The following is a 15,400-nucleotide window of genomic DNA, read 5'->3' on the forward strand; positions in this document are numbered from 1 at the left end:
ATGATGCGACAGACGGAGACCGCCCTCGCTCCGGGCACCGAGTTCACCGCCGACTTCGAGGTGACCGGATGGGACGAGCAGCCCTACGACGAGCCGGCCGAGGGCGGCACCCTGGCCAGGGTGACCGTGCGGAAGAGCTTCCGGGGCGTGATCGAGGGGACCAGCGTCGCCGAGTTGCTCACCGCGGCGAACCGGGGATACGTGGCGTCGGAGCGCTTCACCGGCAGCATCGACGGGCGGCCCGGGACGGTCGTCTTCCAGCACGCCGGCCTGGACGTCGAGCCTCCGCGTACCTTCGGGAACATCGTGCCGGGGACCGGGACCGGGGAGCTGACCGGCCTGACCGGGACCGTCAGTTTCCGCAACGACGAGTCCGGGCACAGCGTCCGGTTGGTCGTCGGCTGACCGGGTCGCGCCCGGGTGCCGCCGTGGCCACGGCGCCCGGTCCGGTGCGCGGCGGTCCGGTGCGCGGCGGTCCGGCCGAGTTGACCGCGCGGCGGCACCCCGGGAGAGTGGTTCGATGACGGGCAGAGCCGACGAGGTACGCGACGGGGTCTCGCTGACCAACCTCGACCAGCCGCTCTTCGACGGGGCGGACGCGACCAAGCGGGACCTGGTGGACTATCTCGACGAGGTGCGCGACCCGCTGATCGGCCAGTTGCGGGACCGGCCGCTCTCGGTGATCCGGGTGCTTCGGGGCCAGCCGCCGTTCATGCAGAAGAACGTTCCGCGTTACACCCCGTCGTGGGTCTCGACCGTGACGCTCTGGGCGGAGGCGTCCCGCCGCGAGGTGTCGTACGCCCTCTGCAACGACCGGCGCACCCTGTTGTGGTTCGGCAACCAGCGGGCCGTGGAATACCACCCCACCCTGGTCACGGCGCAGCGGCGGGACCGCCCGACCCATCTGGTGCTGGACCTCGACCCGCCGGCACCGGAGACGTTTCCGCTGGTCGTGAGCGCCGCGCACCTGGTCCGACAGGTGCTGGACGAGGCGGGGTTGTCCGGGGTGGTGAAGACCAGCGGTGCGAAGGGGGTGCACGTCTTCGTACCGGTCGACCCGGAGGCGCCGATCGAGGACGTGGCCGCCGCGACCCGGGCGCTGGCGGCCCGGGCGGAACGGCTGGATCCGGCGCTGGCGACCACGGCCTTCATCCGGGAGGACCGGGGTGGGCGGGTCTTCGTCGACTCGACCCGGTCCGGCGGCGCGACGGTGGTCTCGGCGTACAGTCCCCGGCTCCGGCCGGGGGTGCCGGTGTCGTTTCCGGTGCCGTGGGAGGAGTTGGACCGGGTCACTCCGGCCGACTTCACCCTGCGTACGGTGCCGCGCCTGCTGGCCGGGCACGACCCGTGGACCGAGCGGATGCCGCAGCCGCAGCGGCTCCCCGCCGACCTGGTCGCCGAGGGGCACACCATCCCGGTCGCCCGGGTGCAGGCGATGCACGAGGGCAAGCGGCGGGCCCGGGCCCGCCGCGCCGCCGAGGCGGACTGAGCGCGACCCGTACGCCGGTTCGAGCGGGGTTCGCCGGACGGGACGGCGGGTTGCCGGCGGGGGATCATCCGCCGGCAACCCGCCCCTCCCTCGCGCGGCCCGTCGCGCTTCGATAACGGATTGGGGCCGACCGGGGTACGTCTCCGGTCAGCTCAGCGTGCAGGCCGTTCCGTTCAGGCTGACCGAGGCCGGCCTACCGGTGTTGCCGGTGTGGCTGGCCTGGAAGCCGATCCCGACCGACGCGTTCGGGGCGATCGTGCCGTTGTAGCCGGCGTTGCGGGCGGTCACCGCACCGCTGTTCGGGCTGTAGGAGGCGTTCCAGCCCGAGGTGATGGTCTGCCCGGCCGGCAGGGTGAAGGAGAGCGTCCAGCCGTTGATGGCCGAGGTACCCCGGTTGGTGATGGTGATCGCGGCGGTCAGCCCGCCGCTCCAGGCGTTCACCGTGTAGCTGACCGCGCAGCCGCCGGCCGGCGGTGGGGTCGGCGTCTGGGTCGGCGGCGGCGTGTTCGTCGGCCCGGCGGTCGGGGTCCTGGTCGGCGTCGGCGTGGCGGTCGGTGACGGGGTGCTGTCCAGCCCGAAGAAGCGGATCGCCTCGGCCGCGTTCACCGGCAGGTTGTGCGGCACCCCCTGCATGCTGATCGCCTCGACCGGCGCCGTCGGGCCGCTGCCGCCGTACCGGGTGCGGGTGTGCCCGGACTGCGGCGTGTCGGTGTAGGTCGGGGTCTGGCTCAGCCCGTGCACGTTCGTCCACTGCTTGATCTCTTCGCCGAAGTTCGCGTAGCGCAGCGTCTCGTCGTTGGTGCCGTGCCAGAGCTGCATCCGGGGTCGGGCGCCGGTGTAGCCCGGGTACGCGGCCCGGACCAGGTCGCCCCACTGCTGGGCGGTCCGGATGATCTGGCCGTTGGCGCACTCGCTGTTCCAGGTGGAGCCGCCGGTGGTGGCGAAGCAACTGTGCGGCACACCGGCGAAGGCGGCTCCGGCGGTGAAGACGTCCGGATAGTTGCCGAGCAGCACGTTGGTCATCATGCCGCCGGAGGAGACACCGGTGGCGAAGACCTGTCCGGTGCTGTAGCGCTGCTGCACGTACCGGACCATCGACATGATCGAGACGGGGTCGCTGCCGCCGTCGCGACGCAGCGCCTGCGGGGAGTAGACGTCGAAGCACTGGCCGCTGCGGGTCGCCGAGGGGTAGATGACGATGTAGCCGTAGCGGTCGGCGAGTGCGGCGAACTGGGTGCCGGAGTAGAACGCGGGTCCGGTACCGGTGCAGTAGTGCACGGCGACCACGATCGCGGGACGCGCCGCCAACCGGTCCGGCACGTACAGGTGCATCCGCAGGTTGCTGGGGTTGGTGCCGAAGTTGGTGACCTCGGTCAGTGCCGCCGCCGAGGCGGGGGTGGCCACCGTCAGGCTCACCATGCCCGCGCCGAGCAGCACCGCGCTGGTCGCGACGGCGAGTGCGCGTACGAGTCGTCGCATCCCGATCCTCTCTCCACCCGGCGAGGCGCGATCACGGACGGCGATCCGGGGCGTCCTGCCACTTGAAACATCCCAAAGTATCGATGGGAATGTTTCAATCCACAAGACATTGACCGACATGAGTTCAGCAAGGATGTCGCGGCGCGGGCCCACCAGCCGGGCGGCGGGGTCGGCGCGAGATTTCAGGCGGGGGTACGACCCGACGGCGGGGCGGTGCTCTCCCGTACGACGAGTTCGGTGGCCAGCTCGACCCGATGCTGGTCCAGCGCGTGGCCGGCCGCGAGGTCGATGATCATCCGGGCGGCGGTCGCCCCCATCTGCTCCAGCGGCTGGCGGATCGTCGTCATCGGCGGTCCGGACCAGCGAGTGAAGGAGAGGTCGTCGAAGCCGACCACGCTCAACTCGTCCGGGATGCGTACCCCGGCCCGCCGGGCCGCCTCGTAGACCCCGAGCGCCTGGAGGTCGTTGGCGGTGAAGATCGCGGTGGGCGGGTCGGGCAGCGCCAGCAACTCCCGGCCGTCGGCGAGACCGCCCTCGACGTAGAGGGTGCTGATCCGCACCAGGTCGGGATCGACCGGTACCCCCGCGGCGTCCATCGCCGCCCGGTAACCGTCGAGCCGGGCCCGGCAGCAGGGCCACTCCGGTGGTCCGCTCAGCATCGCGATCCGCCGGTGCCCGAGGTCGAGCAGGTGCCGGGTGGCGGCCAGCCCGCCGTTCCAGTTCGTCGCGCCGACCGAGGGGGTCTGGTGCAGCGGCTCCCCCGTCGGGTCCAGCACGACGAGCGGGATCGACCGGGTGGCGAGCTGCGACTGCTGCGCGACGGTCAGCTCGGAGAAGACCGCGATCACCCCGATCGGCCGCCGGGTCAGCACCTGCTCGGTCCAGGCCCGCCCCGGGGTCAGCCGCCCCTGCATCTCGGTGAGTACGACGGCCAGGTCGTGCTCCCGGGCGACCTTCTCGACGCCTCGGATGATCTCCAGTGCCCAGAGGCTCTCCAGGGCGTGGAAGACCAGCTCCACGATCGCCACCGAGGTCGACCCGCCCGGCCGGCGGTAGCCGTGCTCCCGCAGGATCGCCTCGACCCGTTTCCGGGTCTCCAGCGCCACTCCGGTCTGCCCGTTGATGACCCGGGAGACCGTCGGTGCGGAGACCCCGGCCAACCGGGCGATCTTGGCAACGGTGAGCACCCGGCCACGCCCGCTCCGGGCCGCCTGCGGATTGGTGCCGGTCATCGCCGCAGCCTACGCGAACATCGACCGGCGACACCGTCCCGGCAGCCGGGGTCCGGGCACTGCACCTCCCGGACGACCGGTCGTCGTCCGGCCAGAGTGGAGCGACCCGGGGTGCCGGCGGTTCACCGACCGGGCGGCGGGACCAGCCGGTCGAACCAGTCCCGGGCCGCCGCCACACCGCCGCCGTCGCCGAGGGCCACCATCAGCGCGGCCCGCGCCTTGCCGGCCGGCAGGCCCCGGGCGCCGATCGCGCCGACCCGGGCGGCCAGCCCGGCGGGTGGCGGCAGCTCCGCCAGGTCGACCGTCCGGGTCCGGCACCGGGAGGCGACCACCACCGGGACGTCCCAGTCGGTCAGCTCGGCGATCGCGCCGAAGAGGGTGGCCGGGACGTTGCCCGGCCCGGTCCCTTCGAGCACCACGCCCCGGGCGCCCGCGTCCACCACCGCTGCGAGCAGCCCGGAGTCCATTCCCGGGTACGTCTTCAGCAGCGCCACCTCCGACTCCGGCTCGCCGTACGCCTCCGATGGCCGGGGCGGTCTCGGGCCGACCAGCTCGACCCGCTCCCCCACCACCCGGCCGAGCGGCCCGAACGGTGCCGAGGGGAACCCCCGGACCGTGGTGGCGTCGACCAGGCCCACCCAGCGGGCGGCGTGCAGTTCGTCGTCCACGCAGACCACCGCGCCGACCCCACGCAGCAGCGGGTCGGCCGCGGCGGCGATCGACGACGCCAGGTTGCGCGGCCCGTCGGGCGAGAGTTCGTCGAACTGCCGTTGCGCGCCGGTGAAGACGATCGTGCCGCGTACGGCGGCCGGGCCGGCCAGCAGGTCGGTGAGGTAGGCGGTCTCCTCCAGGGTGTCGGTGCCGTGGCTGACCACGACCCCGTCGAAGCCGTCGGCCAGGATCGCCGAGCGGGCCCGGCGGGCCAGCCCGAGCATCGTGCCGGGGGTGGTGTCCCAGCTCGGCTCGGCGAGTACGTCCTCGACCGCCACCTCGGCGGCGAGCCGCTCCGGCGGAATCGTGCCGAGCAACTCCGCCCCGGAGGCGACGCCCTCCCGTCCCGGGCCGGTCGAGTAGGCGATGGTGTCCTTGGTGGCGAGCAGCAGTACCCGACCGGGCACGTGAAGATCCTCTCCGGTGGCGGACCCGCGCTAGGGCAGGTCGGTCAGCAACGGCAACGCGAGTACCAGCAGGAAGGTCACCGTCGCGGCGACCGCCGGCACGATCCTGCGCATCCGAACCCGCCCGGTCAGTCGACCGCGTCGGTCCGGCCGGCCCGCTCCTCCAGCCGTTCGAGCCGGGCGACGATCGGCTGGAGTTCCCGGCGTACCGCGGCGGCCAGCAGCGCGGCGACCTCGGGGGGCGGCGCGGTGCTGCCGGACGGCGGCTCCGCCGGGGTCTGGGCCCGCAGGTGGACGTAGCCGGCCAGCGCCGCCGCCACCGCCCGGCGGGTCAGCCGCAGCTCGGCGCCGAGTGACCGCAGCAGTTGCCCGCCGACCCCGTCGGGCTCGGCGACCAGCCCCAGGAGCAGGTGTTCGCAGCCGACGTAGTTGTGGCCGAACGCGGTCGCCTCGGTGACGGCGAGCTGTAGGGCGTTCGCCGCCGGCCCGCTGAAGTGCAGGCTGTCGTCGGGGTCGCCGCCCGGCTCGGCGGCGGGTTGGCCGGCGAGGTCCTGGAGCACCCGATCGGGCTCGATCTCCTCGACCCGCAGGACGTGCAGGGCCAGGTTGGTCCCCTCGGCCAGCATCCCGGCGAGCAGGTGGGCGGTGCCGACCACCGCCGAACCCTCCTCCCGGGACCGGTCGACCGCGAGCAGCACCGTGGCGCGGGCCCGGGGGGTGAAGTTCGGCAGCCGGGTGGCCAGGTCGGCGTCGTCGAGGTCGCCGAGGGCGGTCTCCCGGATCGCGGTCACCCGGCGTACGGCCTGTTCGAGTGCGCGCTGGCAGACCGCCGAGACCGGAATCCCGGCGACCCGTACCGCCTCGGCCAGCTCGTCGGGCAGATAGACGTTGATCTTCGGCATCCCGGACTCCTCCTGTCGATACCGCGGCTGACCCCACTATAACCCCGCTGGGGTTATCGGCTACCCCCATCTGCGGTCCGCAGGTCCGCCTCGTCGTCGGCGACCGGCCCGCCCAGCTCACCGGTGCCGTACGGGTCCAGGGTCTCCAGCACCCGCCGACCCCAGCGCTCGTGTGCCGCCTGCCGGCTGACCCCGGCCGCCCGGGCGATCAGTTCCCAGGTGACCCCCCAGCGGCGCAGCCCGACGACGCTGCCGAACGGGTCGACGCCGGACGCCAGCACGATCCGGAAGTGCACCAACTGGGACGCGATCTCGCGCTGCCGCCCGGCCGCCCCCTCCTGCTCGGCCGCCCACTCCGGGCTGCCGGGGGCCGGCCGGCCGCCGATCAGCAGGTCGGCCTGTCGGCTCGCCTCGTTGACGGCGGCGTCGGCGGCCGCCACGGCGGCGGAGGTGACGTCCACGGTGAGCGCGGTTTCCAAGAATCGATCCATGCTGTCAAGCTAGCCTTGACAGAAATCGCTGTCAAGGTGAGCTTGACGGAAAATAACGGCCTGCGATCCGTTGGGGGCCGCGTTACGCTCGACTGATCGCCACGGCCGCGCCGCCAGACGGACGGCGTCGCCTCGGCGGTGGGGTGGCCGGAACAGCCGGCCACGGATCGGACGGAGTGGACGATGGCGGCGGCAGGGCGGCGAGCTAGCCACGCCGAGCTGGGGAACGAGGACAGCGTCCTCGCCTGACCCCCTCGGCCCGGCTCGGCGTACCGCCCCTTCGGCCCCGGCCAGCCACGTTCCGCGCGAACGCCTCCGGACGGACACCGCGAGGACCCCGTACGGCTTCCGCCGTGCCGGGCTCCGGTACGCGTTCGCCACCCCACCCGACAGGGCCTCTCCGATGCGATCCTCAGACATCCGCCGCAGCTTCCTCGACTACTTCACCGAGCGCGGCCACACTCCCGTGCCGTCGAGTCCACTGATCCCGGACGATCCGGCGCTGCTGCTCACCATCGCCGGGATGAACCAGTTCAAGACGCACTTCCTCGGCGAGTCCACGCCACCCGCACCGCGACTGACCAGCGTGCAGAAGTGCGTACGCACCAACGACATCGACAACGTCGGCCGGACCAGCCGGCACGCCACCTTCTTCGAAATGCTCGGCAACTTCTCCTTCGGCGACTACTTCAAGGCCGAGGCGATCGGGTACGCCTGGGAGCTGCTGACCCGGCACTACCAGCTCGACCCGGACCGGTTGTGGATCACCGTCTTCACCGACGACGACGAGGCGGTCGACCTCTGGCGCCGGGTCGGCGTGCCGGAGCGGCGGATCCAGCGCCTCGGCATGGCCGACAACTACTGGTCGATGGGCACACCGGGACCGTCCGGCCCCTCCTCGGAACTCTGCTACGACCGGGGTCCGGCGTTCGGGCCCGAGGGCGGCCCGGCGGTGAACGACGAGCGGTACGTCGAACTCTGGAACCTGGTCTTCATGCAGCACCGGCGCGGCGCGGGCGGCGTCAAGCGGGACTTCCCGATCCTCGGCGACCTGCCGAGCCGCAACATCGACACCGGGCTGGGCCTGGACCGGCTCGCCGCGATCCTCCAGGACGTCGAGACGGTCTGCGAGACCGACCTGCTCGCCCCGACCCTGCGGGTGGTGGCCGAACTCGCCGGCCGGCCGTACCCCGGCCGGGACGGCAGCCCGGAGTCGGTGTCGTTCCAGGTGGTCACCGAGCACGCCCGGACCGCCGCGTTCCTGATCGCCGACGGTGTGCTGCCCGGCAACGAGGGACGCGGCTACGTACTGCGCCGGATCATGCGCCGGGCGGTCCGGCACGCTCGGACACTCGGCATCGAGGAACCGGTGCTGGGCGCGGTCACCGGCAGTGTGATCGCGAACCTCGGCACCGCCTGGCCCGATCTCGTCGCCCAGCGCGAGCTGGTCGAGGCGGTCACCGCGCACGAGGAGGAGACCTTCACGGGTACCCTCCGGCAGGGTGGCCGGCTGCTCGACGCGGCGATCGGCCGGGCCCGCGAGACGAGCACCGGCCGGCTCTCCGGCGAGACGGCGTTCGAGCTGCACGACACCTACGGCTTCCCGATCGACCTCACCGTCGAGGCGGCCCGGGCGGCCGGGCTCGACGTCGACCGGGACCGCTACGCGACCCTCCTCGACGAGCAGCGCCGACGCGCCCGCGACGGCGGCCGGGACCGCGCCGCGGCGGCGCCGCACCGGATCCGGAGCTACCGGGAGCTGCTCACCCGGCACGGTCGGACCGACTTCGTCGGCTACACCGACCGGCAGGTCGAGACCGAGGTACTTGCCGTGCTGCGGGACGGCCGGCCGGTCGAGTCGGCCGGCGAGGGCGACCGGGTCGAGCTGGTGCTCCGGCGCAGCCCCTTCTATCCGGAGTCCGGCGGGCAGGTCGGCGACGCGGGACGGGTCCGGACCGCCGACGGCGGACTGGTCCAGATCACCGACACCCGGTACGGGCTGGACGGCCTGCACGTGCAGTACGGGCGGGTCGCCTCCGGCGAGGTACGCACCGGCGAGCCGGTCGCGGCGCAGGTCGACGGCGAGCGGCGGGCGGCCACCGAGCGGTCCCACTCGGCGACGCACGTGCTGCACGCGATGCTGCGCCGGGCACTGGGCCCGCACGCCCGCCAGCAGGGTTCGCTGGTCGCGCCCGGCCGGCTCCGGTTCGACTTCGCGCACTTCGCACCGGTCGACGAGACCGCGCTCGACACCATCGGCACCCTGGTCGATGACTATCTGCTGGCCGACCCGGAGGTGCGGGTCTGGCAGGCGAGCCGGGCCGAGGCGGAGGCGGCCGGCGCCACCGCGTTCTTCGGCGACCGGTACGGCGAGCAGGTGCGGGTCGTCGACATCGGAGACGCGTCCCGGGAGCTGTGCGGGGGTACCCACGTCGGGCACGGCACCCAGGCCGGGGCGGTACGCATCCTCGGCGAGTCCTCCGTCGGCACCGGGGTACGCCGGATCGAGGCACTGACCGGCCGGGACGCGCTCCGGCACGCCGACACCGAACGGCGGTTGCTGGCCGAGGTCGGCCGGCTCGTCGGCGCCCGACCCGAGGAGCTGCTCGACACCCTCGGCAAGCGGCTCGACGCGCTCGGCGCGGCCGAGGCGGCGCTGCGCCGGTACCGGCGGGCCGAACTCGACTCGATCGCCGGGGCGCTGGTCGCGGAACGCCGGGCGGTCGGCTCGGGTTGGCTGGTCAGCGCGCGGCGCGACGACCTGACCCCCGCCGAACTCCGGACGGTGGCCAGCGGCGTACTGGCGCGGAGTCCGGCCGGCACCCCGACGGTGGTGGTGTTGGCGACCGCGGACGACGAGCGGGCGCAGCTCGTCGCCGGGCTGGACCGGACGCTGCTGGACCGGGGCGGCCGGGCCCGTGACCTGCTCGCGGAGCCGGGGCGGCTGATCGGCGGGGGTGCCGGCGGGACCGGCAACCTGGCCCACGCGGGCGGCCGGCGGGCGGAGCGGGTCGGCCAGGCGCTGTCCCGGGCCGAGTCGGCGGCGGCCGACCTGCTCAGCCGGCACCCCGGCTGACCGGACCGCCGGTCGAGCACCCCGGCTGACCGGACCGCCGACCCGGCTGCCGTCGCCGTGTAGGCCGACTGGACCGTCCGTCGGGTGTCGACCGGTCGGGCAGTGCGGACGGGCCCCGCTCCGGGGCCCTTCCGCAGCGCCGGGCGTGCCGGAGCGCGCCGGTCAGGAAGGCGAGGCCGAGCAGTGCGAGCGCGCCGCCGCCCACCAGCAGCGGTGCCGGCCCGACGGCGCGGCCGTCGACGCCGGCCCGGTCAGACCTGACCCGGGTAGAAGCCGTGCCGGGCGAGCGGGCCGATCAACTGCGCCTCCTCGTAGGCGAAGTGCGACAGCAGGGTGTCGGTGAGCAGGTCGATCGCCTCGCTGATCGGGCCGTAGTCGGTGGGGTTGCGGGCCAGGTGTACGAGCGCCGCGTCGACCCCCTCCAGTACCTCGTGGATCGCCAGGTGCTCGTCGTGCAACCGGTCCAGTACCGCCGCCAGGTCCGGCTGGCTGCGCCGCAGGTGCGGGAAGATGCCCTGGCTCTCCATGGTGTGGTGGGTCGCCACTGCGCGGCACTGCGCCTGGCAGACCCCGCCCAGGGTCCAGTCGTTGGCCCGGATCGTCATCATGTTGAGCTGGTCGCGGGCGTCGCCGACCTGGGAGGTGCCCTCCCTGACCTGCTGGAGGATGTCGCGTACCTGCCGAAGTTCCGCCCGGTAGTGGTCGTGCACGTCGACGAGGTGCCGGCCGGCGTACCGGCCCTGGTGCGTGAAGGTGACCTCGGGCGGCGGTTCCGGCGCGGTCGGCCGGGTCGCCTCGTCCAGCACGCTCTTCGGGCTGAGCCGCTCGGTCGGCGGGGCGGTCGGCAGCACACCGGTCCGCCGGGTCAACCAGTCGTTCTGGGTGGTCATGACCTACCTTCACGATCTTCCGGGAGGTCTCGATTATCCGTCACGCCGGCCAGGGTGATCATCCGCAGGGTGTTCGCGCGTACGTCTGGACACCCGCCGACCATCTCGTGATCGAGTCGTGGCATCCCGGCATCGGCTGGCGGCGACGGACCCGGGAGTGGATCCGCGCCAGGCGGTACTCAGTCCGGTTGCCGGGACAGCACCGCCCGGAGCGCCTCGACCAGGCTGACCGTCCGGGGGTCCGGGCCCAGGGTGACGCGGAGGCCGTTCGTCACGTACCCGAAGGCGATCCCGCTGGCCGGGTCGGCGTAGCCGAGCGATCCCCCGTGCCCTGGGAAGCCGAAGGCGGTCGGCGACCACCAGGGCTGGCCCGGCAGGGGCAGGCCGAAGCCGAGCGCCGGTCGGGTCGGCACCATCAGCACCCGGTCGACGCCGCTGGCCTGTTCGGCGGTGGCGGCGGCGAGCGTTGCGGCGTCGAGGATCCGGATCCCGTCGACCTCGCCGATCAGGCCGGCGTAGAACCGGGCCAGCGACGACGCCGTGCAGATGCCGTTGACGGCGGGTATCTCGGCCGTCCAGGTGGCGGGGTCGGCGAGGTCGAGCGGCGGATCCGTCACCGTCACCGTCACCGACCGGACCGTCAGCGAGGCCGGATCGGTGTACGCGGCGAGGATCTCGCGCATCTGCTCGGGTACCTCCTCGGGAGCCGGCGCCGGGGCCGGTTGCTCGACGAGCCGGCTGACCCGGTGCGTCTCGGCGGCGGGCAGGCCGATCCAGAAGTCCAGCCCGAGCGGCTTGCCGATCTCGTCGGCGAAGTACCGGCCCAGGCTGCGGCCGGAGACCCGACGCACCACCTCGCCGACCAGCCAGCCGTAGGTCAGCCCGTGGTAGCCGTGCGCCGTGCCCGGCTCCCAGACCGGCGCCTGCGCCGCCAGCGCCTCGACGACCGGGTGCCAGGCCAGCGCCTCGGCCAGCGGAACCCGACGGTCGAGCACGGGCAGCCCCGCCTGGTGGGAGAGGAGCCAGCGGACCGGGATGCGGCCCTTGCCGGCCGCCGCGAACTCGGGCCAGTACTCGGCGACCGGGGCGGCGAGGTCGAGCTGGCCGCGTTGGGCCAGCAGGTGCGCGCAGGCCGCCGGCACGCTCTTGGTGGCGGAGTAGACCACCTGGAGGGTCTCCGCCCGCCAGGCCCGGCCGGTGGTCGGATCGGCGGTGCCGCCCCAGAGCCGGACCACCTCGCGGCCGTACCGATAGACGGTGACCGCCGCGCCCAGCTCGGACCGGGTCTCGAAGTTCGCCAGGAACGCCTCCCGGACCGGCTCGTAACCGGCTGCCACCGTGCCGCTGACCACGGACATCACGCGCTTCCCTTCGCCATGGGTAGCCGCCCGGCGAACCCGTCCGGGCGACCGCGTCAGGGTATCCTGACATGCCACGTCGGGGAATCCTGACAGACATATGATTGCGGGATGGCGGAGGAACTGGCCCCGGGGCACGCGAACCTGATCGGGTTCCGGCTGCCGGACGGGACGCTGAGCACCGCCGCCACCGAACCCGCCGGCACGGTCGGCTTCCGCGCCCGGTGCTCCTGCGGCTGGACCGGCGCCGGCGACTATCCGCCGGCCGACGAGGGACGCTGGATGGCCGCCTCCGAGTGGAGCGGACACATCAAGCCGATCCTCGCCGCCACCCCGCCCGGCTGGCTGCTGAGCCGATCCGACACGCTCCGGGACAACGTCGCCGAACTCGCCACGACCTGGCCGTTGCAGGCGCTGGGCATCCTCGCCGAGGTCGAACGCTGGCAACGGCCACTGGTCGAACGCGCCGTGGTCGCCGCCCGGGAGGCCGGACTCTCCTGGGCCGAGATCGGCAACGCGCTCGGCATCAGCCGGCAGTCGGCGCACGAGCGGTTCCGCAACGTCGTACCGGCCCGGCGGGCCAGCTGACGCCGCGTCCCCGGCGAGACCCGGCACCGGCCGGTACGGTGGGTCGATGTCGTACCCGACCGGCCAGGCCAGCCACCAGCGACCGTCCGGTTCGGACGGAGGCGGCTGCTATGTGGTGACCGGCGGCGGCCGGGGCGTCGGCCGGGCGATCGTCGAACGCCTGCTCGGCACCGCCGACCGGGTGGTGGTGCTCGAACGCGATCCCGAGGCGGCCGACCGGCTCTCCGGTCATCCCGCCGCGCGGCGGCTGGTCGTGGTCTCCGGCGACGCCGCCGACGAGGCGGTGGCGGAACGCGCCGCCGACGAGGCGAGCGCCGCCGGCCCGCTACGGGGCTGGGTGAACAACGCCGCCGTGTTCCGGGACGCCTCGCTGCACGACACCCCGGCCCGGGAGATCCTGAAGCTCGTCGCGGGCAACCTCGACGCCACGGTGGTCGGCTGCGGGGCGGCGATCCGGCGCTTCCTCGCCACCGGCACCCCCGGCGCGATCGTCAACGTCTCGTCCCACCAGGCCCAGCGGCCGGTGCCGGGCTGCCTGCCGTACGCGACGGCGAAGGCGGCCGTGGAGGGACTCACCCGGGCCCTCGCCGTCGAGTACGGCCGGTACGGCATCCGGGTCAACGCGGTCGCCCTCGGCTCGATCGCGACCGAGCGCTACGCCGAGCTGCTCGCCGGGGCGGACCCGGCCGGTGCGGCACGGATCAAGCGGGACATGCGACGGCTGCACCCGATCGGTCGGGTGGGCCGCCCCGACGAGGTCGCCGCCACCGTCGCGCACCTGCTCTCCGCCGAGTCGAGCCTGCTCACCGGGGTGGTGCTGCCGGTCGACGGTGGACGGTCCGCACTCGGCCTCGACCCCGAGGCACCCGACCAGGCACCGGACCTCGCGGCACCCGACCAGGCACCCGATTAGGCACCCGACCAGGCGCCCGACCTTGCGGCACCCGACCAGGCACCCGACTGGGCACCCGATTAGGCGCCCGACCTCGCGGCACCGTCGAACCCGTCCTGAGCGTCCGGCGGGGGCGTCAACGCCGGGCCCGTCGCAGCGTCAGCCGGCCCGGGCCGCGCGCCAGCGGCGGGCGGGGTCGGGCTGCCGGACCCCCTCGCTCGCCGACCCGACCGACGTCCCCGCCGGGGACGGCAGCCAGCGCCGGAGCGCCGCCGCGCGGCTGGCGGCGGCGAACGCCTCCTCCCGGAGGCTGCGGGCCGCCGCGGCGGCCACCTCGGCGTCCCGCCAGGCGGCCCGTTCCCGCTCCTCGGCCGCCCGGTGCGCGGCCAGCGCACTGTCCCGGGCCGCCCGGCGAAGCACGATCTCCTGCTCGGCCGGGTGCCGGCGCGGATCCCAGCCGTTCCGGTTGGCCAGCGCGTCGCTGAGTTGCAGTACCGTCAGCTCCTGCCGGGTGCAGGCCGCCATCGCGGCGCGGTGCAGGAACCGCTCACGGTCGGCGTACTCGGCCGGAGTGCGCGGGGTACGCGGCTCGGGCAGTACGGCGGCGGCGGCGAGCCGGCGGGCCGCGGCGTCCGCCTCCTCGTACGCCTGCCAGGTCGACTCGACCGCCTCCTGCGCCGCCAGCCACTCGTCCCGGCGCCGCTGGGCGGTCACGGCCGACCGTTCGGCGGCGACCGCCACCTCCTCGGCGTACCGGTGCAGCTCGGCCGCCCGGGCCACCAGCCGTTCCCGGCGCCCCTCGGCGTCCCGGACCGCCACGTCGTAACCGGATTCGTCGTTCGGCTGGTCGACGGCGGTGGCGGTGGCGGCACGCGGGCGCACGACCAGCCAGATGCCCGCCGCCAGTACGAGCCCGAGCAGTACGAGCCAGACTGCGGTGGCCCGGGTCACCTCGATCAGGAAGTCGAAGAGCAGATTTTCCATTGCGGCACCTCACGGGGTGGACGATGCGGACGAGGAGTCGACGGGACCGGACCGGAAGCGGTCGGGTGCGACCGGTCCTCAGCCGAGCGGGGGTGCGCGCGGCCCGACCACCCGGGCGTACGCGTCACCGGCCGGCGCCACCCCGGCCACCGCCCCGAGCACCGGCCGATCCGGCTGCCCACCGAGCAGGTCGGCCCGGACCAGCACCGTCGGCACCACCGAGCCGGTCGCGGCGGACCGCTCGTCGGCCGCGACGGCGCTCTCGAACAGCACCGGAGGCTGCCCGGCCGCCGCGACGGGCGGCTCGTCGGAGACGCCGGAGGGCAGATCGGCGGCAGGATGCTGCTTGATCCGCACCACCGGGCCGGGATCGGGCGCGTCCGGCCGAGCGGCCCCGACATCCTCCACAGTCGACTGTGCTGCGGCGGGCCGTGGCCCGGCCGCCGCGAGGGCCGGGCCGGAGGGTCCGGTCCGGGCTCCACCGGCGCCCAGCAGCAGACCCATCAACACCAGGGCGGTCACGAACCGCACCGACCGGCACGCTATCCACCACACGGGGCGGACCAGCGCGACGGAAAACACGACCCCAAACTACCTCGGGTCACCGGGAACCGCTCGCCGAGCCGGAGCGGTCCCGGTCACGCCGCACCCCGCCCGACCGCCCCGCCGCCGGCCGAACTTCCGCTGCCCGACTGGGCCACGACGTCGGACGGGTCACGCCGCCGGCCGCGTCGCGTCGCGTCGCGTCGCGTCGCGTCGCGTCGCCCCAAGGGTTACGCCGCCGGCCGGGTCGCGTCACCGCAAGGTTTACGCCGCCGGCCGGGTCGCGTCACCGCAAGGTTTACGCCGCTGCAAGGGTTACGCCGCCCCAAGGGTTACGCCGCCGGCCGGGTCACATCGC

14 protein-coding genes are annotated in these 15,400 nt (G+C 74.2%); 5 read left to right on the forward strand and 9 right to left on the reverse strand.

From position 1 onward, the window contains the following. Nucleotides 1–3: 3 nt before the first annotated feature. Together C6W10_RS38710 and ligD are read left to right on the forward strand one after the other, a co-directional pair. Nucleotides 4–405, forward strand: a complete 402-nt coding sequence (locus C6W10_RS38710) for a DUF3224 domain-containing protein (RefSeq protein WP_234361940.1) — start codon at nt 4–6, stop codon at nt 403–405. Between the two features lie 115 nt (nt 406–520). Then, a complete protein-coding gene (ligD, locus tag C6W10_RS22115) occupies nt 521–1,489 on the forward strand; it encodes a non-homologous end-joining DNA ligase (RefSeq protein WP_107260131.1) in 969 nt (322 codons plus the stop codon). A gap of 147 nt (nt 1,490–1,636) precedes the next feature. Here ligD and C6W10_RS22120 read toward each other — a convergent pair whose 3' ends face one another. From C6W10_RS22120 to C6W10_RS22140, 5 genes are all read right to left on the reverse strand, one after another. After that, on the reverse strand, nt 1,637–2,968 hold the full coding sequence (locus C6W10_RS22120; RefSeq protein ID WP_107260133.1) for a PHB depolymerase family esterase: 1,332 nt from the start codon (nt 2,966–2,968) through the stop codon (nt 1,637–1,639). Between the two features lie 182 nt (nt 2,969–3,150). After that, on the reverse strand, nt 3,151–4,200 hold the full coding sequence (locus tag C6W10_RS22125; protein ID WP_107260135.1) for a LacI family DNA-binding transcriptional regulator: 1,050 nt from the start codon (nt 4,198–4,200) through the stop codon (nt 3,151–3,153). 122 nt (nt 4,201–4,322) lie between these two features. Then, nucleotides 4,323–5,318, reverse strand: coding sequence for an asparaginase (locus tag C6W10_RS22130; RefSeq protein WP_107260137.1), 996 nt, complete (start codon nt 5,316–5,318; stop codon nt 4,323–4,325). Between the two features lie 128 nt (nt 5,319–5,446). Beyond that, nucleotides 5,447–6,220 (reverse strand): Clp protease N-terminal domain-containing protein, encoded by a 774-nt coding sequence (locus C6W10_RS22135; protein WP_107260139.1) that lies wholly within the window; start codon nt 6,218–6,220, stop codon nt 5,447–5,449. 53 nt (nt 6,221–6,273) lie between these two features. Next, the gene (locus C6W10_RS22140; protein WP_107260141.1) at nt 6,274–6,711 is read right to left on the reverse strand and encodes a hypothetical protein; all 438 of its coding nucleotides are present in this window, start codon (nt 6,709–6,711) and stop codon (nt 6,274–6,276) included. A gap of 403 nt (nt 6,712–7,114) precedes the next feature. Between C6W10_RS22140 and alaS the strand changes: the two genes are divergently transcribed. After that, nucleotides 7,115–9,787, forward strand: coding sequence for an alanine--tRNA ligase (gene alaS / locus C6W10_RS22145; RefSeq protein ID WP_107260143.1), 2,673 nt, complete (start codon nt 7,115–7,117; stop codon nt 9,785–9,787). A gap of 251 nt (nt 9,788–10,038) precedes the next feature. On the opposite strand, the gene C6W10_RS22150 is transcribed toward alaS, so the two are convergent. Together C6W10_RS22150 and C6W10_RS22155 are read right to left on the reverse strand one after the other, a co-directional pair. Then, nucleotides 10,039–10,677: a hemerythrin domain-containing protein gene (locus C6W10_RS22150; RefSeq protein ID WP_107260144.1), complete on the reverse strand. Its 639-nt coding sequence runs from the start codon at nt 10,675–10,677 to the stop codon at nt 10,039–10,041. Between the two features lie 179 nt (nt 10,678–10,856). Then, nucleotides 10,857–12,035, reverse strand: coding sequence for a serine hydrolase domain-containing protein (locus C6W10_RS22155; protein ID WP_107260146.1), 1,179 nt, complete (start codon nt 12,033–12,035; stop codon nt 10,857–10,859). Between the two features lie 111 nt (nt 12,036–12,146). Between C6W10_RS22155 and C6W10_RS22160 the strand changes: the two genes are divergently transcribed. Together C6W10_RS22160 and C6W10_RS22165 are read left to right on the forward strand one after the other, a co-directional pair. Continuing rightward, a complete protein-coding gene (locus tag C6W10_RS22160; RefSeq protein ID WP_107260148.1) occupies nt 12,147–12,623 on the forward strand; it encodes a hypothetical protein in 477 nt (158 codons plus the stop codon). Nucleotides 12,624–12,669: 46 nt separating this feature from the next. Beyond that, nucleotides 12,670–13,536 carry an SDR family NAD(P)-dependent oxidoreductase gene (locus C6W10_RS22165; RefSeq protein WP_107260150.1) on the forward strand — a complete coding sequence of 289 codons (867 nt, stop codon included), beginning with the start codon at nt 12,670–12,672 and terminating at the stop codon, nt 13,534–13,536. Nucleotides 13,537–13,674: 138 nt separating this feature from the next. Here the strand turns inward: C6W10_RS22165 and C6W10_RS22170 are convergent, their stop codons facing one another. Continuing rightward, nucleotides 13,675–14,499 carry a hypothetical protein gene (locus tag C6W10_RS22170; protein WP_107260151.1) on the reverse strand — a complete coding sequence of 275 codons (825 nt, stop codon included), beginning with the start codon at nt 14,497–14,499 and terminating at the stop codon, nt 13,675–13,677. Between the two features lie 78 nt (nt 14,500–14,577). Beyond that, nucleotides 14,578–15,030, reverse strand: coding sequence for a hypothetical protein (locus tag C6W10_RS22175; protein WP_107260153.1), 453 nt, complete (start codon nt 15,028–15,030; stop codon nt 14,578–14,580). Between the last annotated feature and the right edge of the window lie 370 nt (nt 15,031–15,400).

It is taken from the genome of Plantactinospora sp. BB1 (genome assembly GCF_003030385.1).
GTDB lineage: Bacteria > Actinomycetota > Actinomycetes > Mycobacteriales > Micromonosporaceae > Plantactinospora.

Excerpts from the sequence above, each read along its gene's own strand:
- C6W10_RS22125 (WP_107260135.1), bottom strand. The coding sequence starts at position 4,200 with ATGACCGGCACCAATCCGCAGGCGGCCCGGAGCGGGCGTGGCCGGGTG.
- C6W10_RS22160 (WP_107260148.1), top strand. The coding sequence starts at position 12,147 with ATGGCGGAGGAACTGGCCCCGGGGCACGCGAACCTGATCGGGTTCCGG.
- ligD (WP_107260131.1), top strand. The coding sequence starts at position 521 with ATGACGGGCAGAGCCGACGAGGTACGCGACGGGGTCTCGCTGACCAAC.
- alaS (WP_107260143.1), top strand. The coding sequence starts at position 7,115 with ATGCGATCCTCAGACATCCGCCGCAGCTTCCTCGACTACTTCACCGAG.
- C6W10_RS22120 (WP_107260133.1), bottom strand. The coding sequence starts at position 2,968 with ATGCGACGACTCGTACGCGCACTCGCCGTCGCGACCAGCGCGGTGCTG.
- C6W10_RS38710 (WP_234361940.1), top strand. The coding sequence starts at position 4 with ATGCGACAGACGGAGACCGCCCTCGCTCCGGGCACCGAGTTCACCGCC.
- C6W10_RS22165 (WP_107260150.1), top strand. The coding sequence starts at position 12,670 with ATGTCGTACCCGACCGGCCAGGCCAGCCACCAGCGACCGTCCGGTTCG.
- C6W10_RS22170 (WP_107260151.1), bottom strand. The coding sequence starts at position 14,499 with ATGGAAAATCTGCTCTTCGACTTCCTGATCGAGGTGACCCGGGCCACC.
- C6W10_RS22155 (WP_107260146.1), bottom strand. The coding sequence starts at position 12,035 with ATGTCCGTGGTCAGCGGCACGGTGGCAGCCGGTTACGAGCCGGTCCGG.
- C6W10_RS22140 (WP_107260141.1), bottom strand. The coding sequence starts at position 6,711 with ATGGATCGATTCTTGGAAACCGCGCTCACCGTGGACGTCACCTCCGCC.
- C6W10_RS22150 (WP_107260144.1), bottom strand. The coding sequence starts at position 10,677 with ATGACCACCCAGAACGACTGGTTGACCCGGCGGACCGGTGTGCTGCCG.
- C6W10_RS22135 (WP_107260139.1), bottom strand. The coding sequence starts at position 6,220 with ATGCCGAAGATCAACGTCTATCTGCCCGACGAGCTGGCCGAGGCGGTA.